24 protein-coding genes and 1 other RNA gene are annotated in these 24,947 nt (G+C 39.3%); 8 read left to right on the top strand and 17 right to left on the bottom strand.

Annotated features, from left to right (window positions below):
• Positions 1–104 precede the first annotated feature (104 nt).
• From BMZ55_RS02000 to BMZ55_RS01990, 3 genes are all read left to right on the top strand, one after another.
• Positions 105–2,573, top strand: coding sequence for an FtsK/SpoIIIE family DNA translocase (locus BMZ55_RS02000; protein ID WP_089818195.1), 2,469 nt, complete (start codon positions 105–107; stop codon positions 2,571–2,573).
• Positions 2,574–2,639: 66 nt separating this feature from the next.
• Positions 2,640–3,287: an outer membrane lipoprotein periplasmic chaperone LolA1 gene (locus BMZ55_RS01995; RefSeq protein WP_089818193.1), complete on the top strand. Its 648-nt coding sequence runs from the start codon at positions 2,640–2,642 to the stop codon at positions 3,285–3,287.
• 71 nt (positions 3,288–3,358) lie between these two features.
• Positions 3,359–4,813 (top strand): LptF/LptG family permease, encoded by a 1,455-nt coding sequence (locus tag BMZ55_RS01990; protein WP_089818191.1) that lies wholly within the window; start codon positions 3,359–3,361, stop codon positions 4,811–4,813.
• A 618-nt stretch (positions 4,814–5,431) separates the two neighbouring features.
• Here BMZ55_RS01990 and BMZ55_RS01980 read toward each other — a convergent pair.
• The 8 genes from BMZ55_RS01980 to BMZ55_RS01945 all read right to left on the bottom strand — a co-directional run bounded on the left by BMZ55_RS01980 (position 5,432) and on the right by BMZ55_RS01945 (position 12,975).
• Positions 5,432–6,007 (bottom strand): glutathione peroxidase, encoded by a 576-nt coding sequence (locus tag BMZ55_RS01980; protein WP_089819365.1) that lies wholly within the window; start codon positions 6,005–6,007, stop codon positions 5,432–5,434.
• A 4-nt stretch (positions 6,008–6,011) separates the two neighbouring features.
• Complete coding sequence (locus tag BMZ55_RS01975; protein WP_177179771.1) at positions 6,012–6,674, bottom strand: LolA-like protein; 663 nt, start codon at positions 6,672–6,674, stop codon at positions 6,012–6,014.
• Between the two features lie 111 nt (positions 6,675–6,785).
• Entirely contained in the window at positions 6,786–7,514 is a 729-nt protein-coding gene (gene kdsB / locus BMZ55_RS01970) for a 3-deoxy-manno-octulosonate cytidylyltransferase (RefSeq protein ID WP_089818187.1), read from the bottom strand.
• 41 nt (positions 7,515–7,555) lie between these two features.
• Positions 7,556–8,809, bottom strand: a complete 1,254-nt coding sequence (locus BMZ55_RS01965) for a pyridoxal phosphate-dependent aminotransferase (RefSeq protein ID WP_089818185.1) — start codon at positions 8,807–8,809, stop codon at positions 7,556–7,558.
• 67 nt (positions 8,810–8,876) lie between these two features.
• Complete coding sequence (locus BMZ55_RS01960; protein ID WP_089818184.1) at positions 8,877–10,622, bottom strand: phospho-sugar mutase; 1,746 nt, start codon at positions 10,620–10,622, stop codon at positions 8,877–8,879.
• 31 nt (positions 10,623–10,653) lie between these two features.
• Complete coding sequence (locus BMZ55_RS01955) at positions 10,654–11,358, bottom strand: GIN domain-containing protein (protein WP_089818182.1); 705 nt, start codon at positions 11,356–11,358, stop codon at positions 10,654–10,656.
• 28 nt (positions 11,359–11,386) lie between these two features.
• Positions 11,387–12,337, bottom strand: coding sequence for a glycosyltransferase family 2 protein (locus BMZ55_RS01950; RefSeq protein ID WP_089818180.1), 951 nt, complete (start codon positions 12,335–12,337; stop codon positions 11,387–11,389).
• A gap of 59 nt (positions 12,338–12,396) precedes the next feature.
• On the bottom strand, positions 12,397–12,975 hold the full coding sequence (locus BMZ55_RS01945) for a DUF4199 family protein (protein ID WP_089818178.1): 579 nt from the start codon (positions 12,973–12,975) through the stop codon (positions 12,397–12,399).
• Between the two features lie 72 nt (positions 12,976–13,047).
• Here BMZ55_RS01945 and ffs point away from each other — a divergent pair.
• Positions 13,048–13,145: signal recognition particle sRNA small type (gene ffs, locus BMZ55_RS01940), an RNA gene on the top strand.
• A gap of 1 nt (position 13,146) precedes the next feature.
• Here the strand turns inward: ffs and BMZ55_RS01935 are convergent.
• The 6 genes from BMZ55_RS01935 to BMZ55_RS01910 all read right to left on the bottom strand — a co-directional run bounded on the left by BMZ55_RS01935 (position 13,147) and on the right by BMZ55_RS01910 (position 18,869).
• The gene (locus BMZ55_RS01935; protein ID WP_089818176.1) at positions 13,147–13,944 is read right to left on the bottom strand and encodes an NUMOD4 domain-containing protein; all 798 of its coding nucleotides are present in this window, start codon (positions 13,942–13,944) and stop codon (positions 13,147–13,149) included.
• Positions 13,945–13,946: 2 nt separating this feature from the next.
• Positions 13,947–14,627, bottom strand: a complete 681-nt coding sequence (locus BMZ55_RS01930) for a metal-dependent hydrolase (protein WP_089819360.1) — start codon at positions 14,625–14,627, stop codon at positions 13,947–13,949.
• Between the two features lie 26 nt (positions 14,628–14,653).
• Positions 14,654–15,586, bottom strand: coding sequence for a 1,4-dihydroxy-2-naphthoate octaprenyltransferase (gene menA, locus BMZ55_RS01925; RefSeq protein ID WP_089818174.1), 933 nt, complete (start codon positions 15,584–15,586; stop codon positions 14,654–14,656).
• Positions 15,587–15,799: 213 nt separating this feature from the next.
• Positions 15,800–16,636, bottom strand: coding sequence for a 1,4-dihydroxy-2-naphthoyl-CoA synthase (locus BMZ55_RS01920; protein ID WP_089818172.1), 837 nt, complete (start codon positions 16,634–16,636; stop codon positions 15,800–15,802).
• A 354-nt stretch (positions 16,637–16,990) separates the two neighbouring features.
• Positions 16,991–17,230 carry a putative signal transducing protein gene (locus BMZ55_RS01915; RefSeq protein ID WP_039344776.1) on the bottom strand — a complete coding sequence of 80 codons (240 nt, stop codon included), beginning with the start codon at positions 17,228–17,230 and terminating at the stop codon, positions 16,991–16,993.
• A 208-nt stretch (positions 17,231–17,438) separates the two neighbouring features.
• Positions 17,439–18,869: an APC family permease gene (locus BMZ55_RS01910; protein ID WP_089818170.1), complete on the bottom strand. Its 1,431-nt coding sequence runs from the start codon at positions 18,867–18,869 to the stop codon at positions 17,439–17,441.
• 249 nt (positions 18,870–19,118) lie between these two features.
• Between BMZ55_RS01910 and BMZ55_RS01905 the strand changes: the two genes are divergently transcribed.
• Positions 19,119–19,613: a DUF4920 domain-containing protein gene (locus tag BMZ55_RS01905; RefSeq protein WP_089818167.1), complete on the top strand. Its 495-nt coding sequence runs from the start codon at positions 19,119–19,121 to the stop codon at positions 19,611–19,613.
• A 31-nt stretch (positions 19,614–19,644) separates the two neighbouring features.
• Here the strand turns inward: BMZ55_RS01905 and BMZ55_RS01900 are convergent, their stop codons facing one another.
• On the bottom strand, positions 19,645–20,751 hold the full coding sequence (locus tag BMZ55_RS01900; RefSeq protein ID WP_089818165.1) for a M14 family zinc carboxypeptidase: 1,107 nt from the start codon (positions 20,749–20,751) through the stop codon (positions 19,645–19,647).
• 351 nt (positions 20,752–21,102) lie between these two features.
• Here BMZ55_RS01900 and BMZ55_RS01895 point away from each other — a divergent pair, with 351 nt between their 5' ends.
• The 3 genes from BMZ55_RS01895 (at position 21,103) to BMZ55_RS01885 (ending at position 24,244) form a co-directional block, all read left to right on the top strand.
• Positions 21,103–22,194 carry a TerC family protein gene (locus BMZ55_RS01895; RefSeq protein ID WP_089818163.1) on the top strand — a complete coding sequence of 364 codons (1,092 nt, stop codon included), beginning with the start codon at positions 21,103–21,105 and terminating at the stop codon, positions 22,192–22,194.
• 133 nt (positions 22,195–22,327) lie between these two features.
• On the top strand, positions 22,328–22,852 hold the full coding sequence (locus BMZ55_RS01890; protein ID WP_089818162.1) for a helix-turn-helix transcriptional regulator: 525 nt from the start codon (positions 22,328–22,330) through the stop codon (positions 22,850–22,852).
• Positions 22,853–22,900: 48 nt separating this feature from the next.
• Positions 22,901–24,244 (top strand): AAA family ATPase, encoded by a 1,344-nt coding sequence (locus BMZ55_RS01885; protein ID WP_089818160.1) that lies wholly within the window; start codon positions 22,901–22,903, stop codon positions 24,242–24,244.
• 32 nt (positions 24,245–24,276) lie between these two features.
• Here the strand turns inward: BMZ55_RS01885 and BMZ55_RS01880 are convergent, their stop codons facing one another.
• Together BMZ55_RS01880 and BMZ55_RS01875 are read right to left on the bottom strand one after the other, a co-directional pair.
• Positions 24,277–24,462, bottom strand: a complete 186-nt coding sequence (locus BMZ55_RS01880; protein ID WP_039344795.1) for a DUF6496 domain-containing protein — start codon at positions 24,460–24,462, stop codon at positions 24,277–24,279.
• 11 nt (positions 24,463–24,473) lie between these two features.
• The gene (locus BMZ55_RS01875) at positions 24,474–24,947 is read right to left on the bottom strand and encodes a hypothetical protein (RefSeq protein ID WP_039344798.1); all 474 of its coding nucleotides are present in this window, start codon (positions 24,945–24,947) and stop codon (positions 24,474–24,476) included.

Below are 24,947 nucleotides of genomic sequence, written 5' to 3'. Positions count from 1 at the left end.
CTAAACATCATTTTTAAACCAAAATATTCCTGAATTATCGAAATATTATAGGTCACAGCCGAAATTAATTGAAATATATTATTAAATTTGTCGACATTGATATTATGGAAAAAAGCGCTAAAAAAACGCCATCCGCCGCGATGGACCAAAACAAAATCCTTTCTAAACCTCGTATATTTTTCGGTATTTTATTTCTGCTCATCTCCGTGGTGGCGGCACTTTCTTTCGTTTCATACCTCATGAACTGGAAGGCCGACCAAAGCCAGGCCGGAACCATGCTGGACAAAACCATAAAATCATCGAATTTCTTCGGTAAAATCGGCGATTGGCTGGGAAATATTTTTATTTTCGAAAGTATTGGTGTTGCGGCTTTTTTAGTAGCATTTCTGTTTTTTGTATGTGGTTTAATTATTCTTAAAAAAAATTATTTCAAACCCTGGAAAACAATTGGACATTCGCTGTTTTTCATTTGTTGGTTGCCGATTTTTTTCGGCGCGATCACCCAAGGCGAAGGCGTTTTAAGCGGTGTTTACGGTTTTCAAATCATGGATTTCCTGAATTCTGTAATTGGAACTGCCGGTTTGTGGCTTGTAATTCTGGTAAGTATTGCGCTGTATTTTATTTTAGAATTTAATTTAAATCCGAATAATATCAAATCAAAACTGACGGATTTGAACGACAACACCGTCGGCCGCGTGAAAGGAATGCTGCCGAAATCTGCTGAAAGTTTTGAAGCGGATGAAGAACTTGAACATTTTTCGGAGGTTGAATCTCCTTTAATTACCGTAACCGAAAGTGCCGGAATCCAGAAAGAAAATCTTTCAGCGCCGGTAAAAAATAGTGCGCCGGAGCCGGAATTTGAAACCATAAAAACACCGAACCAAACTTCATATGATGGTGAAACTGCTGCAAATTCAATCAATTTAAATTTGGCTAGTACACCGCCAATTTTGGAAAATATGCCTGTAGAGGAAGAAATAAATTTTAAAGTTGAAGTTGCGAAACCAGTAGATGTGTTGGACGAATCTGATTTAAAATCACAGGAATTGGTAGATAAGCACGGTTACTACGACCATAAACTTGATTTGGCAAAATTCCAGATGCCGACCATCGATCTGCTTCGTGATTACGGAAACGAGGAAATCTCTATAAATAAGGACGAATTAGAGGAAAATAAAAATAAGATCGTTGGACTTCTTAAAAATTTTAATGTTGGGATTGCGGAAATTAAAGCGACAATCGGACCGACTGTTACGTTGTATGAAATCGTTCCCGAAGCCGGAATTCGAGTAGCTTCAATTAAAAAACTACAGGATGACATCGCGCTGAATCTTTCTGCGTTGGGAATCCGGATTATCGCGCCGATGCCCGGAAAAGGAACAATCGGTATTGAAGTCCCGCGTAAAAATCCTTCAATGGTTTCGATGCGCAGCGTTATTGCGTCGCAGAAATTTCAAAATACAGACATGGATTTGCCGGTAGTTTTTGGTAAAACCATTTCGAACGAAATTTTCATCGCAGATTTAGCTAAAATGCCTCACCTTTTGATGGCTGGAGCAACCGGACAGGGAAAATCGGTTGGTATTAATGCGATTTTAACTTCATTGCTTTATAAAAAGCATCCAAGCGAACTGAAATTCGTAATGGTTGATCCTAAAAAAGTGGAACTTTCACTTTACTCAAAAATTGAACGACATTATTTAGCAAAACTTCCGGATGGCGAAGACGCAATTATCACCGATACGCACAAAGTAATTAACACGCTGAATTCCCTTTGTATCGAAATGGATCAGCGCTACGACTTGCTGAAAAATGCATTTTGTAAAAATCTCAAGGAATACAACAAGAAATTTTCCGAACGCAAACTGAACCCGGAAAACGGTCACCGCTATTTGCCTTACATCGTTTTGGTGGTGGACGAATTCGCAGATTTAATTATGACTGCGGGAAAAGAAGTTGAATTGCCAATTGCCCGTTTAGCACAGCTGGCGCGCGCCGTGGGAATTCACCTGATTGTGGCGACGCAAAGACCCTCGGTAAACGTAATTACCGGTATGATTAAAGCCAACTTCCCTGCCCGAGCGGCTTTCCGTGTAATTTCAAGTGTAGATTCCCGTACGATTCTGGATTCACCGGGCGCGGACCAACTTATCGGTAAAGGTGATATGCTTTATTTTAACGGCAATGAGATCATGCGTTTGCAATGTGCATTCGTTGATACTCCTGAAGTTGAAAAAATTGCTGAATTTATCGGGGAACAAAAAGGCTACGCCAGTGCTTTTATGCTTCCGGAATATTCAAGCGAGGAAAGTACTTCCACAGTTGCAGCTTTTGACCCAAATGAAAAAGATGTACTTTTCGAAGATGCTGCCAGAATCATAGTTTCCACGCAGCAAGGTTCAACTTCAATGTTACAGCGCCAGCTGAAATTGGGTTATAACCGTGCCGGACGAATTATGGACCAGCTTGAAGCCAGCGGCGTTGTAGGAGGTTTTAACGGCGCAAAGGCGCGTGAAGTGCTGATTTCAGACCTCAATTCTTTGGAACAGTTTTTGGAAGGTTTGCGCAAATAAAGCTTGATTTTAAACATAAGTTTAACTTCGCTTTAAAATTTTAATCAAAAACGCAAATCACAAATAATGCAAACACTTTTTAGAAAAATATCATTAGGAATTTTAGTTGTCGCAACCACAGCAAGTTTTTCAGCACAGAAAATAGATGCCAAAGCAAAAAGCATTTTAGATGCTGTTGCGAACAATTATAAAAGCAAAAAAAACGTCTACTTCAAATTTGTTTACGGAACTGGAACAGGACAGAAAGTTACCAAAACAGAACCCGGAATTTTTTACTCTGCAGATGATCAGTACAAACTGAAAATTATGGGTACGGAGCAGATTTTTGACGGAAATAAAATCTATAATATTTCCGCAGAAGATCAGGAAGTTACCGTAGCAAAGCCAACCGGCAGCGAACAAATGTTTTCCCCTTTGAATTACATTGAAGAATATAAAAAAGGATACAACGTAAAATATATTGGAAAACTGAATGTAAATGGCGTAAATGCTGATTACATTAAGTTGACGCCCACAAAAACCAACGGCATTAAAGAAGTCAGAATTTTCGTCAACGGTCCGAAAAAACAACTCGTAAAAATCGAGCAATTTACCTCAGATAACAATGTTTCGGTAATCGCCATTCAGGATTATCGCGAAAACCAAAACCTAAGCAGCAGCATGTTTAGCTTTAATAAAGATAATTACAAGAATTATTTAATTACTGAGCTGTAAAAACCAGCTACAATCATATTAATAAGTCACAAAGCCAAATACTTTGTGACTTTTTTTGGTAAATTTGACGCATGATAAAAAAACTTGACGGCTACGTCATCAAAACTTTTTTCGGCCCGTTCGTTTTCATTTTCAGCGTGCTGTTTTTCATTTTCGTGGTTAATATTATCTGGATCCGCCTGGCGCAATTCACCGGAAAAGGTTTGAGTTACTGGGAAATCCTGAAACTCCTCTCCTACCTTTCTGCTATTGTGGTGCAATTGGTTTTGCCGCTTACCATTTTGCTCTCATCTATTATGACTTTCGGTGATTTCGGTGAGCGTTACGAGCTTGCGGCGATGAAAGCCGCAGGAATTTCGCTGACGCGAATTATGTTGCCGCTGTTTTTTACCACGCTATTTTTTTCCCTTCTTTTATTCGTTTTTTCCAATAATGTCGTCCCCGATTTCCAGCGGAAAGCCAAAAATATGCTCTATAATATCGCGGCTTCAAAACCTGCCCTAAATTTCACACCCGGACAGTTTATTCAGCAAATTCCGGGTTACAGTGTAAAATTTGACAAAATATCCGGCGATAGCGGCGAAAATTTAACCGGCGTTTTCATTCACAGAATGGCAAACTCCTTTGAAGACCAGCAATCTATCGTAGCTGAAAAAGGAAAATTTGTTCCGGCCGCAAACCCAAATTTTCTGAAGTTGGTTCTGTTTAACGGTCATGTTTATGAAGATCAACTAAGCGGCGCCGACTATAATCAACGTTTAAAACAGCCCGACCAGGCGATAAAATTCGATACACTGGTGTCGCATTTTAACATTTCGGAGATCATTAATAAAGCCATTGAAGCTGAAAAAATCACTGATGACTACTCTTTCCAGAATATCTTGGAGTTGAACAGCACCATCAAAGAAACCAAAAAAAGCAACGAAAATATCCTGAACAACATGACTTACGAATTGGTGAGTCAGGCGAACAGCTATGTGACGTACATTGATAATACAAAAGCACAGACGAAAATTACCGCGCCACCGAACGTTGATTCTTTGAAGCAAAAAGAAAAAAACGAAATGCTGTTTTCAGCGTACAATAAAATTGAAAATGTAAAGCTTACGACCTTAGGTAAAGATTCGCAGATTAAAGATATGCACGGCTATTTTTCGCGCGTAATTATGCATCAGCAAAGGATTGTTTCATATTCCGTGACGTGTATTATTTTCTTTTTAATCGGCAGCAGTTTAGGTTCAATTATCCGGAAAGGCGGTCTGGGACTTCCGGTAGTTATTGCGATTGTGGTATTTATCCTGTTTTATTTACTGAATTTATCGGCAGAAAACTTCGCGTGGGCGGGCGAGATGGATCCGTACTTAGCGGCGTGGCTCCCGAATATGGTGCTTTTTCCGTTCGGAATTTGGCTCACTTATAAAGCATTGACAGATTCTCAACTTTTCGATATTGAAAAATATAAAGCGCTTTTCAAACCGATTATTGCAAAATTTTCGAAAAACAAAGAACACCAGCGTTATCGGTAGTTAAAATAAAATAGGATTAATATTATTGATCCTTTTTATTTGCCGTACAACGTGCACTTTTTTGTATTTTATTTAGAAGTTTTTTCCGGCTTTTCGCTGTATCTTTTTCTGCGCTGCGCTTCGCAAAAGGATGCCGCTTCAATCCGGGCTAGTGACAATTCGGTGGATATTGACGCTCGCTTCGCTCGCGCTAAAATTTTCAAAACCAAAAAATTTGCATGAAAAGCAACTAAAATTTAATAAACCACAAAAACGTTGAAAGTATTGGCAGTCGCTTCTTGCTCAACATCAGACTTTTACAAATTCGAAAAATTTGCCTAAAATGCAGATAAAATTTAGTAAACCACAAAAGCATTGAAAATATGGCGCTCGCTTCGCTCGCGCCGTTTCTGTTTTCTAAAAATTTGCCTTTTTAGCGGCATATTTTTTTTTTAAAAAAACATTGACAAGGTTCGCGACGAATTATTTCTCTAGAACTTTGTGGAAATTGACGCTCGCTTCGCTCGCGCCACAAAGCATTCAACCATATTTTCCGCGCTAAACAACTGTTTTTTTCCAAAAAAAAGTTTACGGAAAAATTCCGTAAACCAACCTTAAAAACAGTAAAAAGACCAATTTTTACTTCAAATATTTTGTAATCGCGTCGCTGTCCGGTTTTGTGGTGCTGATATATGAATCGATTAACTTTCCGTTTTCATCCACCAGAAATTTGGTAAAATTCCAAAGAATAGCGGTGTTTTTTACTCCGTTCAAATCTTTTTCAGTCAGATATTTAAATATCGGTGCGATGTCGTCACCCTTCACCGAAACTTTAGCAGCCATCGGGAAAGTTACGCCGAAATTTTTCTCGCAAAAAGCTCCGATTTCTTCATTTGTTCCGGGTTCCTGCCCACCGAAATTATTTGCCGGAAAACCTACAACTACAAGTTTGTCCGCATAATCTTTTGAAAGTTTTTCAAGATCAGCATATTGAGGCGTAAAACCACATTCCGAAGCGGTGTTTACGATCAGCACTTTTTTGCCCTTAAAATCGGCAAAATTTATCTCTTTACCGTCCAGACTTTCTACTTTGTAATCGAACAGAGATTTGTTCGCTGTTTCGTTTGTGCTCATGTTTGCGGTATTTTTGTTAATGTTTTTGCAGCTTTGGAGCAACGCGCCGCCTGCTAAAAACAAAATAAATAATTTTTTCATCATATTAAAATTTAAAAGTATTCGCCGGGAAAACTTTGTTGGTTTCTATTTTATTTAAAATCATCACGTAATCGCTGTCCTTTTTCGGCGATGTAGATTCTATCCGGAAAGGCATCATCAAATTTCCGACCGCACGGTAGTCATCATACGTTAAAGTTTCATCTTTCTGCACTTCCTTTATTAGCATGTACGTTTTAGCATTGAAAAAATACAGGGTTTTATTGACGTTTTTTGTCAGTTCAACTTTCAGGCAAACCACATCACCCACTTTTTCTTTACCTACAAATTCAGCTTCAAAACCTTTGTTTTCCCAATCGATAAAATCATTGTCGAAACTTTCGGGTGAATAATTCGGGTATTCCTGGATTTTGTTGGTGGCGTAGTTCATCGCGTAACCTTTCGTACCGTCATAACCTTCCACCGCAGATTCTTTTTTACCAATCATAATGGTGGTTTTGGTAAGATTTGGTCTTTGCTGATAAATTTTTATCGGATAGTCATCATTAATTCCCAAAGTTACTTTTCCCTGCAGCAAAACGGAATTCAGAAGTTTCCAATTGGTAAGTCCGCCCGAAACTTCGATGTTTTTATCGATAATTTCCTTTGCGGTTTGTGCTGAAATAATGGTGCTGAAAGCGAGTAGAAAAACTAAAAAAATCTTTTTCATTATAATCATTGGCAATATAAAAATTGCGTTTTTAAAAAATTACGTGCTTTAAGGGCTAAAAAATTTAATCCGAAAAAGCGACCAAATATATACTTTTTTAATTGAAAGAAATTATAATCGCAAAAGTCTGCGCGCTTCCTCCAAATCCGCAGGAACGTCTATTCCCACGCCAACAAAGTCCGTTTCGATCATTTTTATTTTCATGCCGTATTCCAGAAAGCGCAGGCATTCTATTTTTTCCGCGATTTCCAGCGGTTTCATCGGCAGTTGCGTGAACTGCTTCAAAGCTTCTTTTCTGAAAGCATAAACGCCGATATGTTTAAAATATTCTGTATCCTCCATATTACCGCGCGTGTATGGAATCACCGAGCGACTGAAATACAGCGCGAAACCGTCGCCGTCGGTAATAACTTTCACATTATTGGCATTTTCGATTTCGCTTTTCCTGTTTAATTTTATTTTTAATGAAGCCAGCGAAATTTCCTTGTTGAAATCAGAATTGAAAACTGAAATCAATTTTTTCAGCGGTTCGGTTTTCAGGAAAGGCTCGTCACCCTGAACATTTACCACAATATCGCAGTCGATTTTTTCCACCGCTTCGGCAATGCGGTCACTGCCCGTTTCGTGCGTTCCGGTCATCACGGCTTTTCCACCGAGGGACAAAATTTCTTCAAAAATTATTTCGGAATCTGTTGCGACGAAAACTTCATCAAAAAGCTGCGTTTCTACTACGTTTTGGTAAGTTGTAGAAATCACCGTTTTATCGCCCAATTTTTGCATTAACTTTCCGGGAAAACGCGTAGCTTCGTAGCGGGCCGGAATTACAGCGATAATTTTCATATTTTTATTGTGATTTTAAATGATAAAAAAAAGCCTCTTTTTTAGGCTAATTTTTCTAAAGCAGCTTCTAATCTCGGCAACATTTTTTTTATTTCATCAGCTGATAAACCACCCGCTGATGCCCTAAACCAAGGCATATTCCGTGAATTTCCGAACGCCGAAAATGGTACCAGCGCCACACCAGCTTCGTTGATCAGATAAAATACAAGGTCAGACGAATCCGCAATCTGCGAACCATCGGGTTTTGTTTTGCCTAAATAATCAAGCTCGATGGTGAGATACAGTGCACCCATCGGTTTAATACTGTCGACCTGCAACCCACGGGATTTCATTTCCTGAATTCCTGTATGCAGAATCTTTAAACTGTCAGCGATTTTTCCCTTAAAGTCATTCACAAAAAAGTCTAAATGTTCCGTCTCACCCAAAAATACCGAAACGGCTTGCTGCTCAGGTTTTGGCGCCCAGGCCCCGATGTGGCCGAGTAATGCTTTCATTTTGTCAATAATTTCCGTAGGACCAAAACTCCAGCCTACTCTGACTCCCGTTGCCGCAAAACATTTTGAAGTTCCGTCGATAAAAACGGTGTATTTCTTCATTTCCGGGAAAAGAGAAACCGGATTGAAATGCTCTTCATCAAAAGTAAGCATCGCGTAAATCTGATCATACATCAGATAAAGCGGTTTTTCATTCTCATCGCGTTTTTTATTCTCTTCCAGAACAAGTTCACAAATTTCGGTGAGCTGATCTTTAGTAAACATTGTTCCGGTCGGATTCAGCGGAGAACATAAAGCCAGCAGAACTGCACCTTCCAAATGAGGTTTCAATTCTTCTGCAGTCGGCAAAAAGTTATTGGACTGAGCCGTTTCAACTTCAATTTTTTCAGCGTGAGTCAAATAGGCATAATGGTTGTTGTTCCACGAAGGAATTGGATAAACCACTTTATCACCTTCATCAACAATCGTTTTGAAAGTAGCATAAATTAAAGGTCTGGAGCCGCCTGCCACTAAGATTTCATCTGCAGAATATTTAAGATTCCAGCGATTTTTTAGATCTTCGGAAACAGCTTTTCTCAGAGACAAAAGGCCGTTTGCCGGCGGATAATTGGTCAGGTTATTTTGGTAAGCTTTCTGAATTTCTTCTTTCAGCCTTGCGGGAATCGGGTAAATATTGGCATCCAAATCACCGATGGTAAGATTGGCGATCTCGGCGCCTTGCGTTTTCAGATCATTTACCTGATTACCAATTTTGATGATTTCCGAACCAATTAAATTTTCGGCGAGCTTTGATACTTTCATTTTCTTAGTTTTAATTAAAATTTTTCCGGAATCCGCTAAAAAATATCCGGCTAAAACAGGCTTTTTTTTACAATTGCAAATCGCTTTTTACCTGATCAATTTTACTGCTTAAATGCGCAATTTTTTCTTTAAATTCTTCTTTGGACTGAATTTCGTCTTTAACGGAAACATAAAATTTAATTTTAGGTTCCGTGCCGGAAGGGCGCACGCAGACTTTTGTTCCGTCTTCGGTGTAATAAATCAGCACGTTGGATTTTGGAATGTCGTCCATCGTGGATTTTTCGTTGTTCAAAAGATTTAATGATGTTTGTTCCTGGAAATCTTTCACCGTTGCCACTTTGGAACCTGCGATCATTTCTGGCGGATTTTCACGGAAATCTTTCATCATTTGCTGAATTTCTTCTGCACCAGTTCTGCCTTTTCGCACCACATTTACCAAGCCTTCGTAATATAAACCAAGGTCTTTGTAAATATCAATCATATATTCGAACATCGTACTACCATTGGCTTTGCACCATGCCGCGATCTCACAGGCCAATAAAATAGAACCGCAGGAATCTTTATCGCGCACGAAATCTCCGGTCATAAAACCGAAACTTTCTTCGCCACCACAGATGAATTTTTCTACACCTTCAAAATCGCGAATCATTTTTCCGATCCATTTAAAACCAGTTAAACCAACTTTGCAGTCCACACCGAATTTCTCAGCAATGTCATAGAAAATATCAGAAGTCACAATGGTTGATCCAATAAATTCTTTACCCGTAATTTTCCCGGCTTTTTTCCACTGATCGAGGATATAATAGGTTAAAATCGTGTTGGTTTGATTTCCGTTCAGAAGCTGCATTTCACCATCCAAATTTCGCACTGCAATTCCCAAACGGTCGCCGTCCGGATCCGTTCCGATAACAATATCACCATTGGTAATTCTGGCTAAATCCAGCGCCATTTCCAGCGCGGCCGGTTCTTCCGGATTTGGTGAAGCTACGGTCGGGAAATTACCGCTGGGAATCATTTGCTCGCGCACCAGATCAACTTTTTTAAAGCCTGCTTTTTCCAGCGCCTTTGGAACTGTAGTGTAAGTCGTGCCGTGAATGGAGGTGAAAACGATATTTAAATTATCGCGACCTACATTTTGGTACAGCGAATTTTCCATACATGCATCAATGTAAACATCGTCTTGTTCTTCACCGACCCATTCAATTAAATCGTCATTTCCCTGAAATTTAATTTCCTCAAATTTTACCGAATAAACCTCTTTAATTATCGCTTCATCGTCTGGCGGAACGATTTGCGCGCCGTCATTCCAATATACTTTATAGCCGTTGTATTCCGGCGGATTATGTGACGCTGTTAAGACAATCCCGGCGTTGCAGTTTTTGTCACGAACAGTAAACGAAAGCTCCGGAGTTGGGCGGTGCTCTTTGAAAAGCAAAACTTTGATGCCATTTGCCGTTAAAACATCGGCGCACATTTTACCAAATTCTTTCGAATTGTGTCGAACGTCATAAGCAATAGCCACTTTTATTTGACTCTTCTCCGAATTCGCCGAACCTTCGCTTTCCTGATTTGGAAACTGCTGGTGAAGGTAGTTTGCAAGTCCCTGTGTTGCCTGACCTAACGTATATTTGTTTAAACGGTTAGTACCAACGCCCATTATTCCGCGCATTCCGCCAGTGCCGAATTCCAGTTCTCGGTAGAAAGAATCTTCCATTTCATCGGAATCAGCCTCGATCCACTGACGGATTACATTTTGGGTTTCTGCATCGAAAGTATCTGTGAGCCAAAGATTTGCTTTTTCTAAAGTGGTCATAATTTTTTAATTTCTAGTATTCGGAAGTAAATTATAAATCTAATTTTTCGTGCTGAACATTTGCTGTTTTTTCAATTTTTAAAGCCTGAATAGGATCGCCGTAATACGCGAGTTTTGCGGTTTTTTCAACGGAGCCTTTTAAAGAATCGGTTACATTTATTTCGGTGTAGCTGCCGTTTTTTGCCGAAATTTTTGCGCTTTCTATCATCCAGTACGGCGCGATGATACTTGCGGTATCAGAAATCTTCAGCACTGCTTCAGTGGTTTTTCCTAAAAAATTAGCACGGCTTTTCTGGTTCATTTCAACTTCCGCGCGGCGCGTATTTACTGATCCAATAAATTTAGCATTATTTTTTAAATTCAGCCGGAAATTATCGGTCTTGATTTCGCTGGAAATATTCAGTTCAACCGATTTAGCAACTGCAACTTTTTCTAAATTATATTTGGAATAAATGGTGACATTATAGAAATCCACGCCTTCTGTTTCGCGGCTTTCGGTGATATTTAAAGTTTTGTTTTTTACCTTTAGTTTCAGGTTTTTGCTCACGTTTTTATACGTTTCAATATTCACGTAACTGCTGTCACTTTTGACATAAAACGCGCGGAATTTTCCATCTAAATTCAGGTTTACAAAATCTTCCACTTTAACATCGGTGCTGGAAATATCGCCTTTCGGGCGCACTTTTCCGCAGGAAAGAATCAAAAATGAAAGCAAAAGCAAAAACAGATTTTTCATAAAAAAAGGGTCAAATAGCAGGTAATTTTTAAATCACTTCTTCCACATGATAATTTTCGTGCGGGCGATTGGTACGGATCAGCATTTCACCTAAAAAGCCGGCGATAAATAAAAGTGTTCCCAAAATCATCATGGTTAAAGAGATAAAAAACCACGCATTATCCGTTAATAAATGTCCGTAAATTCCTTTCGAAACGTCGATTAATTTTGAGATTCCAAGCCAAAGAGCCGAAAGAAAACCAACAATAAACATTACGGTACCAACTGCGCCGAAAAAATGCATCGGCCGGCCACCGAAACGGCTTACGAACCAAAGTGTTATTAAATCTAAAAAGCCGCGCACGAAACGCTCGGTACCAAATTTTGAAGTTCCGTACGGTCTGGCCTGATGTTGCACCGGTTTTTCGGTAATCTTCCGGAAGCCTGCATTAGCCGCTAAAACAGGAATATATCGGTGCATATCGCCATACACGTCAATTGATTTTACGACCTGCTTTCTGTACGCCTTCAAACCGCAGTTGAAATCGTGAAGTGAAACTCCGGATATTCCTCGCGCCGCAGCATTAAAGACTTTTGACGGAATATTTTTCGTCATCACATTGTCGAAACGCTTTTTTTTCCAGCCCGAGACAATATCGTAACCTTCTGTTTTGACCATGTCATAAAGCTCCGGAATTTCTTCGGGAAAATCCTGTAAATCGGCATCCATGGTGATGATAACATCGCCCTGCGCTTTTTCAAAAGCCGCATGAAGCGCCTGCGATTTACCATAATTGCGCGAAAATTTAATTCCGTGAATTTGTGGATTCTGCACGCGTAAATTCTCGATAATGCTCCAGGACAAATCAGTGCTGCCATCGTCTACAAACCAGATTTCGTAGGACAAACCTTCGGAATTGCACACTTTATCAATGCGGGAAAAAAGTTCTTCTAAAGATTCTTCTTCATTAAGTAGCGGAATGATAATCGATAAATTCATTGATAAAATTAGATTTGACACAAAATTAAGGCATTATTTCTTTGCAGCATCCATTTGAATTAAAGTTCGGTTCTGCTTCTGAAAAAACTGGCGAAAAAGGTGGAAAGAATTATATAAAAAACCAAGACTGCGGCGAAATAATACGCAAACTGGCGGAAACTAAACATGTCCTTTCCTTCAATCATTTTTGGTGCAAAACTTTCCTTTCTTTCCTGATATTTTTTATCGAGTTCCGCTTTTTCTTCGGGCGTTTTTACAAACTGGCTGGCTTTGGCGTATTCCGCTTCAAGCTCGGTTTTTTGCCGCTCGATGTATTGAAAATTAAGTAAATCTTTTGCGATAGGATCAGCAAAATTCAAGAATAAAAACATCGTGATGATCGAAAGAAGTCCGCCGATGAACATTGGTTTAAAAGCACGGCCGAAAGCATCACGGAAACCCATTTTTATACCGGCTTTTCGGACAGAATTTACCGAAACATAAGCGCCGCCGAGATAAATTACGGGAAGTATAAAAGCGTTGATGAGAAGCGAATTGTTAAAATAATCGGTATTCATGCCGAAAAAATACAGTCCCAGAAAAATTGCCATGGTAATTAGAAAGAGCACAAAACCAATGGTGTAAATGTTTTTAGTCATATTTATTTTAATAAAATTTGCCTTTTTAAGGCGTAGAATTTTGAATTTTGAATTAAAGGCGTATCTTTGCAACGGCAAGTCCTAAACAACCAGCTCCTGAAACTCCTCCAGGGTGGGAACGCAGCAAAGGTAATCGGTTGTAGCGGTGTGATTTAGGTAGCTTGCCATTTTTTATTTCTTCTCGTTTTGAGTTTTTATTTCACTTAAAGTCTTTACGTTTTTCCAATTTTCTCCCCTTTTGATGCGGTGAATTTGCATATCAGAAACTTTAAACTGTTGCGCGAGTTCGCGAAGAGTTTTTCCCTGAGCTAGTTTTTCTTTGATATAAAGCACATTTTCTACGGAAAGTTTTTCGTTGGTGGATTTTTTTCTTTCCTGCCCGAAAGTGTTTTCCGCGTATTTTTTCGTTTTGTAATACGGATTATCGGCATAACGCGCGAAAGCTTCTTCTTTTGTCGCCCATTGCAGATTACTTGCGAGGTTATTTTCTTTATTAAAATCTTTATGTATCACCACTTCAGCATCAGCAGGTTTTTCGAGGAAAAGTTCTGCCACCGCGCGATGAATTAGGAAATGAGAAAAAACCTGACGCTTACGGTCGGTTTTTAAAATATATTTTTTCCGCTTTGCAATTACAGAAAGCCTTTGGTTTTTCAACTCTTCTATTTCCGCAATTTCTTCCGGTGTTTTAAGGCTTTTTTTAACCAATGTTCTTCTTCTGTCTTCCAGAAAAGCTATAAGTTCATTCAGCGCTTCAATTTTTTCGGCGACATCTAAAGGTCTTTCTTTAAATAATGTAAACCGAACAATGGGATAGCCACCTTGCAGTGAACCTTTAATTAAACCTCCATCCGGACGGTTTTTGTTATAGGTTTTCACACGGCCGTAGTTAGAAACTTCAACGCGGTACGGCGAATCAATTTCCAGATTCAGAGGATATTCTTTCCATATTTCGGTCGGATACAGCATTTTTAGATTTCAAATTCTTCACCTAATTTTGGCAAGGTAAAATCAATGTTTTTTTCTTTAAAATGTTGTTCAGCTTCGTCGTGATTGATGGTAATCGGGGGAAAAGTATCGAAATGACAGCCAATAACGCGTGGCGTTTTCAGTAATTCCAAAGCAGCAAAACTCGCTTTTTTGGCGCACATGGTGTAATGTGAGCCCACGGGAAGTATCGCTAAATCAATAAAACCAAAAAGTTTCGGAAAAATTTCCATATCAGCCATAACGCCGGTATCGCCGGAAAAGTAAATATTCTTGCCCGGAAGGCGGAAAAAATATCCTGCAGGTTCGCCACCATAAGTTCCGTCGGGAAAAGAACTGGTGTGACTTGCCGGAACCATTGAAACTTTCAGATCATCGATTTTTGCAGAACCACCGAAATTAATATCAATTGAATTTTTATGCCCAAAATAGCCGCAAATTTCCGGCTGACCGATAACCTGAGCTTCCGGGTGGTTTTCCAGAACTTCTTTCACATCGGCAATGTGATCGCCGTGCGCGTGTGTAATTAAAACATAATCGATTTTCTGCGCAGCGATATCAAACCCTGATTTTTCTTTCTGGTAATTGTAAAAAGGATCAGACAGGATATTTTTGCCGTTATAAGTGAACAAAAAACAGTTTTGTCCCAAAAATTTAAATTTAATTTTAGCATCCATCATCTGTGTGTTTTTTAATTAAAATAATTAAGTCCAAATGCGACTAAAACCGCCATCGTTAAAGCGATAATTCCAACCTGTTTTAAAAACGGATCCAGTTCTCTTGGCGTGGTGACCTGCATAATTTTGCGTCGCAAACCGGTCAGCGGTAACATCAGGATAAAAAAGATAAAAGCATAATATTTTCCCTGGTTGTGCAAGCCGTTCATCATCATAAATACCAAAACGAAAAGCAACGGCAGCTGCAAAAGAATGATTTCATAAACCATTGCTCTTTTGAAACCAAGGCGCAACGCCAATGTTTTTTTACCGCTTAATTCGTCACTTTCTATATCGCGCATATTGTTCAGATTCAAAACAGCAGCGCTTAGCAAACCAATTGCCGATGCGGGCAATAACGTGTCCCAATGAAATTCTTTGGTGAAAAGAAAATAGCTGCCACACACCGAGACCAAACCGAAAAATATAAATACAAAAATATCTCCCAAACCCATGTATCCATATGGTTTTTTACCGACGGTATAGCCAATCGCTGCTAAAATACAGGCGATTCCAAGACCAACAAAAGTGTAAAATTCCGTGATAAAACCATCCTTAAAAAACGCAAAATATAAAAGCGCAACTGTGGCTGCTGATGATAATATAGAAAACAATATTACCGCATTTCGCATTTGGTTTGCGGTAATTTTTCCTGAAGCTACAGCACGCTGTTCGGCTTCATTTACACGCAATTCATCGGTGCCACGAATGCCATCGCCGTAATCATTTGCAAAATTCGAAAGCACCTGATACAGCAAAGTCACCAAAAGCGCCAACGCAAAAATTCGCCAATCCCAGTCTCCGCCGGCTTCCACAACACGCCAACGCGCGATAAAGGAGCCGAGAATAATGCCGCTTACCGAAAGTGGCAAAGTCCGCAGCCGCGCTGCTTTTATCCAGTCTATCATATATTCAGTTGTCAGTTGTCAGATTTGAGATTAAGGTTTGTAGTTTGAGGTTAGAAATAATTGATTTTAGAGTAATGATTTTAAAAAAGTAAAGTACGCTGAAGCAATAACTTTTTAGCTCTATAAACCAGAGACTTCAAACCGCCACTAAAACTGTATAATTACACTTCATATTCCTTCCTCATCTTCAACCCTTCATACTCCATCCTCCAATTACGAAATCCAGTTATTGTCGCCGAAATCAGGTTTTCTTTTTTCCAGGAAAGCGTTGCGTCCCTCCTTGGCTTCTTCGGTCATATATGCCAAACGCGTGGCTTCGCCTGCAAAAACCTGCTGGCCTACCATTCCGTCGTCAGTTAAATTCATTGCGAATTTCAACATGCGGATGGACATTGGCGATTTTCCTAAAATTTCCTGCGCCCATTCGTACGCAGTATTTTCAAGTTCCGCGTGCGGAATCACCGCGTTGACCATTCCCATATCTGCTGCTTCCTGCGCGGAATAATCTCTGCCCAAAAAGAAAATTTCACGTGCTTTTTTCTGTCCGACCATTTTTGCGAGATAAGCCGAGCCGTAGCCGCCATCAAAACTGGTAACATCAGCATCGGTTTGCTTGAAAATCGCGTGCTCTTCGCTGGCTAAGGTTAAGTCACAGACAACGTGCAGAGAATGTCCACCGCCGACAGCCCAACCATTCACAACCGCAATGACCACTTTCGGCATAAAACGGATCAAGCGCTGAACTTCTAAAATATTTAAACGATGTCTGCCGTCTTCACCTACGTAACCCTGTTCGCCACGCGCTTTCTGGTCGCCTCCGCTGCAAAAAGCGTGGCCGCCGTCTTTCGGGCTCGGACCTTCACCCGTGAGCAACACTACACCTACGGAAGAATCTTCTGAAACGTGGTAAAAAGCATCATACAATTCCGAGGTGGTTTTTGGGCGGAAAGCGTTACGAACTTCCGGACGGTTTATCGCGATTCGGGCCACGCCACCACTTTTTTGGTACGTGATATCATCGTACTCTTTTACGGTTTTCCAATCTGTCATTTTACGTAAAAATTTTGCGTAAAGATAAGGAATTTAAAGAGGGAGCACAAAGAGAAATATGGTTGTGTGGTTTAAAAATTATAATTAATGGAGTGGAAATTTGATTAAAGAAAATTGAAAAAATTTGCCAAAAAAGCAACTAAAATTTTGTAGAGCTAATGCGGTAAAAAGCAGAATTTTTCAAAAATGAAAAATTTGCCGCTAAAACAGGTAAAATTTTGGAAAATGATGTAGAATAATTTGAAACGCAAATTGAAAAAATTTGCCCAAATAGCAGGTAAAAAATTAGAAATCTTTCAGCAGTTAATTCAAAAAAAAATGCCGTTTTAGCGGCAAATTTTTACGTTTTGAAATTTATAGTTCCTTGAAATCTTCGTCGGTGATTTCGTCGTTTTCCTGCAGAATTTTTTCAGCAGCTTCGAAATCACGCTCGCTGACCATGAGAAAATAATTTTGTGACATTGGAAAAACCGCGATGTTGTTTACGAATTCATTTTTTATATAACTCGGAATTTCGCGCGAAGCCAACTTGGTTTTCGCCAACTCGATTTCATATAAATAAGAGGATTGAAAAATTGGGACCAACTCTGACATATTTTCTTTTTCCGAAAGTTAGCGATTTTTTGCTGAAGTATTTTGCGCGAAAAACCGTGAAAGAAGGAAGAAAAAAACTTCTAGCCCCGGTTGGAGCAATTGTTTGAGCTCTTTTTTGGTTGCGGCGGCGGCTTCGCCGCCGCAACCAAAAAAAGCGAGTGCGGAAAACGGGTTGCAGTCTTCGAGCACATGAAAAATCTCGTTGCTCCTAAAGCATTTTCTGGCTGTTATTCGGCTCTTTTTTCCGGTTTATGAACCAATAAACGGGCACGCCGAGCAAAATGAGGATGAAGCCTGGCCAGGTGTAATTCGGTTTGAACCAGATGAGCAGCACGCAAAATGCGGTTCCGATGAGCAAATAAAGCAGTGGCGTTACCGGATAAAGCCAGGTTTTATAAGGTCTGTCGAGGTTTGGTTTTTTGATGCGAAGGTAAATGACGCCGAAAACGGTGATCATGTAGAACAGTACGATGACAAATGAAATCATGTCCAGCAAATCGCCGTACTGGCCGCTGAGCGCCAGAATACATGCCCAGATTCCCTGCATCCAAAGGGATTTTTCCGGAACGCCGTTTTTGTTGGTTTCGGTGGCTGATTTGAAAAACAAACCGTCTTTTGCCATGGTTTGAAAAACGCGCGCGCCGGCGAGAACCAAACCGTTAATGCAACCAAACGTGGAAATCATGACCAAAATCGCCATAATTACGGTGCCGAGATTACCGAAAATAACTTCGGAAGCGGCAACAGCAGGTCGGTTTTTATCAGCAAATGCGATGGCGTCTCGGTCTAAAGCATTCAGATAAACAAAATTGACGAGCATGTATAAAACCATCACGATCGTGGTGCCCAAAACCATTGATTTTACGACGTTTTTTCGCGGATTTTCTATTTCGCCCGACACGAAAGTTACGTTTTCCCAAGCGACGGAACTGAAAACCGAACCGACCATTGCCGCAGCAATTCCACCCAAAAGGGTGATGCTTCCGATGGATTTCCAGCCAGTTGGAACCAAATCATTGCCGACTTCTTTACCGAAATCCTGAAAACTGTTCCAGCCAAAACTCATATTCGACGCCCACTGCGAATCTTTTACCAACAGAAAACCGAAAACGATGATTCCGAGCAGCGCAATTATTTTGGAAGTCGTAAATAAATTCTGCAATATTTTGCCGTTTTTTACACCTTTGGTATTGATAAATGTGAGAAATAAAATGACCACGATTGCTAAAATCTGCACCCACGTTATGCGGAAAGTTCCGCTTTGGAAAATGGGATCGGAATTATTAAGCGCGGGAATGAGATACGCTGTAAACTTTCCGAAAGCCATTGCCACCGCGGCAATTGTTCCGGTCTGAATTACCGTAAACAAACCCCAGCCGTATAAAAATCCGGTCATTTTGCCAAAAATTTCGGTGATGTAGGTGTACTGCCCGCCCGCTTTTGGGAACATTGAAGAAAGTTCGCCGTAGGAAATTGCTGCCGCTACGGTCATGATTCCGGTGAGGAGCCAAACGGTGAGGAGCCAGTAACCAGAACCTAAATTCCGCATCATATCTGAACTCACGATAAAAATTCCGCTACCGATCATGGAGCCCATGACGAGCATTGTGGCGTCCCAAAGGGAAAGTTTTTTATTCATAAAATAGTGTAAAAATATTTTTGTAATGTTTTGATAATCAAGTTCAAAAAAATTCTCCGCTAAAACGGCATTTTTTTAAAGTTTTCCCGCCGCGGTAAAAAGGTAAAAAACTAAACTTTTTCGCTTTGAAAGCGGTAAATATATAAATTTTCTGCACCTAACCGCGCATTTTATTTGGAATTATGAAAAGCATCGAAAAATTTTAATTGCTGAATATTTAAAAAGTGTATTTTTGTTCAAATATCAATTATGAAAAAGTTTGCAATTGTTTTATCGGTGATGTTCGCTACAACTATTTTGGCTCAGGAAACGCCCGCTCCACCGGCGGGAAAAGCTTTGGTTGGTGATTTTTACGGTGCTCAAGTTTCAGCAAAAGCAGAAAAAATGGCCATTTCACCAGCAGAATTAGATCAGAAACTCTCAAGTTCAGCAAAGCTTGAAAATATTGCTGTGAAAGGGAAAGTGGTAGAAGTCTGTGAAAATAAAGGCTGTTGGATCACCATTAAAACGGATAATAACGAAAGGTTTTTCGTTAAAATGAAAGATTACGCTTTCTTCGTTCCAACGTCGCTGGTTGGAAAAAATATCATTTTAGAGGGAAATGCGGAAACGAAAACCATTTCGGTAGAAGAGCAGCGCCATTACGCGGAAGACGCGAAAAAACCGACCGCGGAAATCGAAGCGATTACAAAACCTAAAGAAGAAATCCGGTTTCTGGCAAGCGGAATCCGGGTGGTGAAATAAATTAAAAAGCGAAGCGTTTGTCTTCGTTTTTTTATTCGATGGTAAAATCTACTTTCTCATTCAGTTTCGGAAAGCGGTGTTCGGAAACAAAAGTTTTCCCAGTACACTCAATTTCCTGCCAGCCTTTTTTTCTGCCGACATCACCAACTTCAACCACAATCGGCTCAAAGGATATTTCAGAATTTCCGGGATCAATGATTTCCTTAAACTGTACGGCAATATCTAAAACGCAGAGATATTCGGTGTTTAATTTTACATTCCGGTAAATAATATCGAAATGCGTTTCTTTATTCTGAGGTATTTCCTTATAATTTTCCCAACCTTCGGTGCTTCCATTTAATTCTCCCATTGCGTGCAAAGCTTCGTAGAGCGCAATTGTATAAAATTTGCGCGTTTCTTTCCGCAGATAGTCGTTTTGAAAATGTCCGCCTTCAAATAAAACATTGGGAATCCCTTTTCTCATCAGATTATCACCTAACGATGTCGGGTAAAATTCGTCGGTATAGCGAGCGATTTGGTTTGGCAAAAGCGGATTTAATTTTTCAAATATCCTGCTGATAACTGCCATTGATTTTTGACGGCCGACAGTTAAAGTTCGCTCGAAATCCTGCGACGGCGCTAAAAATGACAGAGTCGCGGGATGAACACCATCGGTGCTGAAAATAGTTCGCTGCTCGTGCAAATTCAGTGCGTAATCATACTTTTTTTTTGTGTAAAGTTCTTTCAGTACTAAAATCTCCTTGCTCGATTCCTTTAAAAAATCACGGTTGATATCAATATCAAGTGCATTTCTGCGCGTCCATTTTTCAGAGCCGTCTGGATTTAACATTAAAACAAAATCGAGCGACATTTTCGAAAATAATTCTTCCTTTAATTCAGCATGATTTCTGAAGATTTCAAGCAAGTCGAGGATTGCATGTGTAGCATTTGATTCGTTCCCGTGCATTTGTGACCACGCCAAGATATTTACATCACCATTTCCCAAGCTTAACATATAAATCGGTTTGTTCAAATCCGATGTGCCAACCTGTTGAATAAAGTCGCTGTAGTTCTGCTGTAGGAAAAAAAATAATTTTTCCGGGGAAATATAGCGCTTTGGAAAGTTTGGGTTTTCGATATAATATTTAGAAATCGACATGTGCTTAAAATTTACATTATCAAATTTAAAACTTTTATAGCAAACTAAGACAATTAACTTTTGTAAATTCATTAAACATGACTAAATGTCAGTTTGTCTGTTGATTAATTTGTGGATTGCATTAATTTTAATTTAAATTTTTAATATCACTTAAAATCAGTTACTTAAAGAGAATAATTAAAGTAAAATATTAATTGTACTTTAAGAGCAATATTGCCGGTAAAAGCCTGTTTGACGGTAATTATCATAAACATTGACCGGTAATAAATATTGTATCTGTTGCATGTTTTTACAATTGTAACATGTATTAATTTTGGTCAAATTCAGTATATTTGCTTTTTAACATATAATATGGCAAACGAGACTATTTTCCTACTGGGTTTCCTGGTATTCATTATTATTATTTTGGCACTGGATCTGGGTTTACTCAACAAAAAATCCGATACGGTATCAATGAAACAGGCAGGGCTGATGAGCTTTTTCGTCGTTGCGCTTTCCATGGTTTTTTATTTTGTACTCACCCATTACGGTCACCTACTCCACGGCATCGACAGTATTGAAAAACTTCAGGAAGTGGTTTCGCGCCATCACCATCCCGTGAAAATTATTCCGGGAAACCTGGAAGACAGTATCTATTTATATAACCAGAATTTGGGTCTTGAATATCTCACCGGTTATGTGGTGGAATATGCGTTGTCTGTGGATAATATATTTGTAATGGTTCTGGTCTTTACCGCTTTTGGTGTAGCGCCGAAAAACTATCATCGTGTGCTGTTCTGGGGCATTCTGGGCGCTATTGTAATGCGTTTCATCTTCATCTTCGTTGGCGCGGCCTTAATTCAGAAGTTTGAATGGATTATGTATGTCTTCGGTGCTTTTCTGGTATTTACCGGGGTGAAGATGTTTCTGGAAAAAGACCATGAAGATAAAATAGATCCGCAAAATCACCCTGTAGTTAAGTTTGCCAACAAGCATTTTAAAGTTCATAACCAGTTTGTGGGAAATAAGTTTTTTGTAACTATCGACGGTGTGAGAAAAATGACGCCGTTATTTTTGGTTTTAGTCATCATCGAGTTCACCGATTTAATATTTGCGGTGGACAGCATCCCGGCGATATTTTCAGTAACAAAAGATCCGTATGTGGTGTTCTTTTCCAACATCTTTGCGATCATCGGACTTCGTTCCATGTTTTTCCTTTTAGCCGGTATTATTGACAAATTCAGATATCTAAAAGTAGGTCTGGCTTTACTCTTAACATTCATCGGTTTGAAAATGTTATTCCACCATTACCTGGATGATATTGGTTTTTCAACCACCGATTCACTCTTTATAATTGTAGGAATTTTAGGTGGAAGTATATTCCTATCCTTGGTTTTACCAGAAAGAAAAAAGGTAAGAAAACTTAAATATGACCCGGAAAAAGACAACCATTTACGAAAGTAATCACATTTACAAATAACATAAATAATAGGATATCAATTAGTTGATATCCTATTTTACTTTTGTAACCTTAAGAACTTGAAGCTTGTTTACATTTGTATTATACACTTGTAAAAATAAATATTACATTTGTAATATGGATTTAAAGGAAAGAATTTCACAGGTTATCGCATATTCGCACTTTTCGCTTTCAGAATTTGCAGACGAAATCGAAGTGCAGCGTTCCAGCATTTCGCATATTACATCCGGAAGAAATAAACCGTCGCTGGATTTTTTGATGAAAATTAAAAGCCGTTTTCCGGAACTGGAATGGGAATGGCTCATCGAAGACAAAGGTGAAATGCTAAAAAATGCCGAAACAGCGGCAAATAATTCGGAAATTGAACTGAAACGGAAAACTACTTCCCTGCCCGATTTATTTTCTTTAATCAACGACGAATCTTTCGGCGTAACCGAATCTGAAGATAAAATTGTGGCGCAGCCTTCCCCAGAATCGCGTGAAACTAACAGTGAGCCGGAAAAAAAAGAAATAATCGATTCTCAGCGATTAGAATCTGCATCGATTTCAGAACCCAAAACTGCACCGGCGAGTCCTCAATCTAATGTGAAAAGAATTGTGCTGTTTTATGAAAATGGCAAGTTTGAAACTTTTGAGCCGTAAAGCAAAAAAAATTATGTTGTACATTTGAGTATCATTCAAATTTGTTATATGAAACTCGCCGAACTCGCTAAAGAATTAAAAATATCCATTCAAAGTTTTCTTAAATTCATTCAGGACTTCGACCTGGAACTCGCCGATTGTCTTACCACCACTTTTGAAGTAAAACCGGAATTCATCAAGTTTGCACGCGAAAACAAAGATTTTCTGAGAAAATATGCTGAAGATTTAACCAAAACCAAATCAGTACAGCAAATTGCTGCTAACATTAAGCAGCCAACCGAAAAAGTTGCACAGGTTATTAAGGACGAAAAGCCGCAAATTTTCGAAAATGGAATGTACCGTTCATCGGTTTCAAGCTTTGGTATCGATAATAAACTGGGCGGAAATTACCAGTTTGTTTACAACTATTTCGGTAAAAACACCAAACTCACCAAACGCAGTTTTATCGGGTACCGCGACCTTTTTTTCTTCATTTCTGAAGCTTTGGAACCTTATCTAAGCAATGTTTCTGTGGAAAACTGGGGAATTCACAAGCCTGCGGGAATTATTCTGTACGGTCCTCCAGGAAGTGGAAAAATTTTCTGGGCGAATAAAATTGCTGAGATAACTGGTTATGATTTTAAAGAAATTAAAAAGCATTTTCTCGGAACTACGCTCGTAGATAATGAGAAAACCGACTTTAATGATTTTCTGGTAACGATGATGCAGGAAGAAAATGTGATTTTGTTCCTGGAAAATTTTGATCAGTTGATGGCTGTGAGAAATGAAGAAACTTCCGTAAATGGCTGCGATGAGGAAACCAAGGAAATTATTCTGCATTACATTGGTCACTTTGAGGAAGAAAAAATCCTGATGATTGGTGCGGCGGATTCTTTATTTAAAATTGACCGCGAATTGTTGGCGCCAGGAAGATTTGATGTTGCAATACCGATCTTTCCGCCGAATGCAAAAGAGCGCTCAGAAATGCTACTGTATCACATGACTAAAGAATTGGCGTCGGACGCGCTTTTGCTGAAAATTTTGGAATTTAACAAAGCAAATTTGCTCCCTTTCTGGCAGGAAATTGCTGAAAAAATGAAAGCTTATTCCAACACCATGTTGGTAGATTTTACCCAAAGTTTTAAAAAGCGTGTCAGAAATCTTTATTTAAACCAAAATTCTACCGAAATAAAACTGGATAAAAAGCTGCTTGATGCCTCATTTAAAGACGCGGCGACGAAATTGACCGACCAATATTTAAACCAGGTTGAACAGTTTTTAAAAGAAGTTTCGCGAAATAATTATGATGAGTTTCAGCAGAGAATTAAGGCTTTATCAAAAGAATTGGAATATTACCGTGTGGTGGAAAAACCGCGAAAATCCATCGGATTTAAATCTGGCACAGAGGACTAAAAAAATTACCGCTTAAATGCGGTAATTTTTTATTATTTCTTTTTCTGTTTTGGCACTTTCAATCCGTCTTCTTTTGCTTCGGAAATGCCAATTGCCACCGCCTGTTTGCGGTTGGTTACTTTGTCGCCTGAAGAAGATTTCAGCTCTCCTTCTTTGAACTCATGCATCACTTTTTCAATTTTGTCCTGCGCTTTTTTTGAATATTTTTTTTCTGCCATTTTGCTGTATTTTAATGGTTAGAATTCCGTAAAACACCTATTTCATAAACATTTGCATGTTTTAAATATTTTGATCTTTCGCGCGATGTGATGGATTCAAACTGGTCATTTTTCAAAACGATAATCGGATCTTCCGTCATTTGCGGTTCTGCATCGGTGATGTATATTTCCTCCGGGCTTTTTTCGCGCAAATCCGACTGGATTTCCTGCAGATGATCCGCATAATCTTTAAAATCCGGATCGGACGAGTGAATGAAACGATATTCCGGCCCAGCCTGAACATTAAAATGTAGTTTCCGGTTCACCAAACCTACTTCATTGGTCACCCGCGGATTATCATTTCCATCGGTAAAAGCAACTTCCACCAGTTCACCTAAATTTTGCGCTGCATATTCTTCAGCCGCCTGAAATGTGGGAAAACCAACATAAAGTTTTTGGTCATCGATCTCATATTTTACCAGTTTATCACTGTCAAAAGTTTCCAT

The organism is Kaistella treverensis, from assembly GCF_900114045.1.
GTDB lineage: Bacteria > Bacteroidota > Bacteroidia > Flavobacteriales > Weeksellaceae > Kaistella > Kaistella treverensis.
The sequence above is the reverse complement of the archived record's forward strand: the minus strand, read 5'-3'. Positions and strand labels throughout refer to the sequence as shown.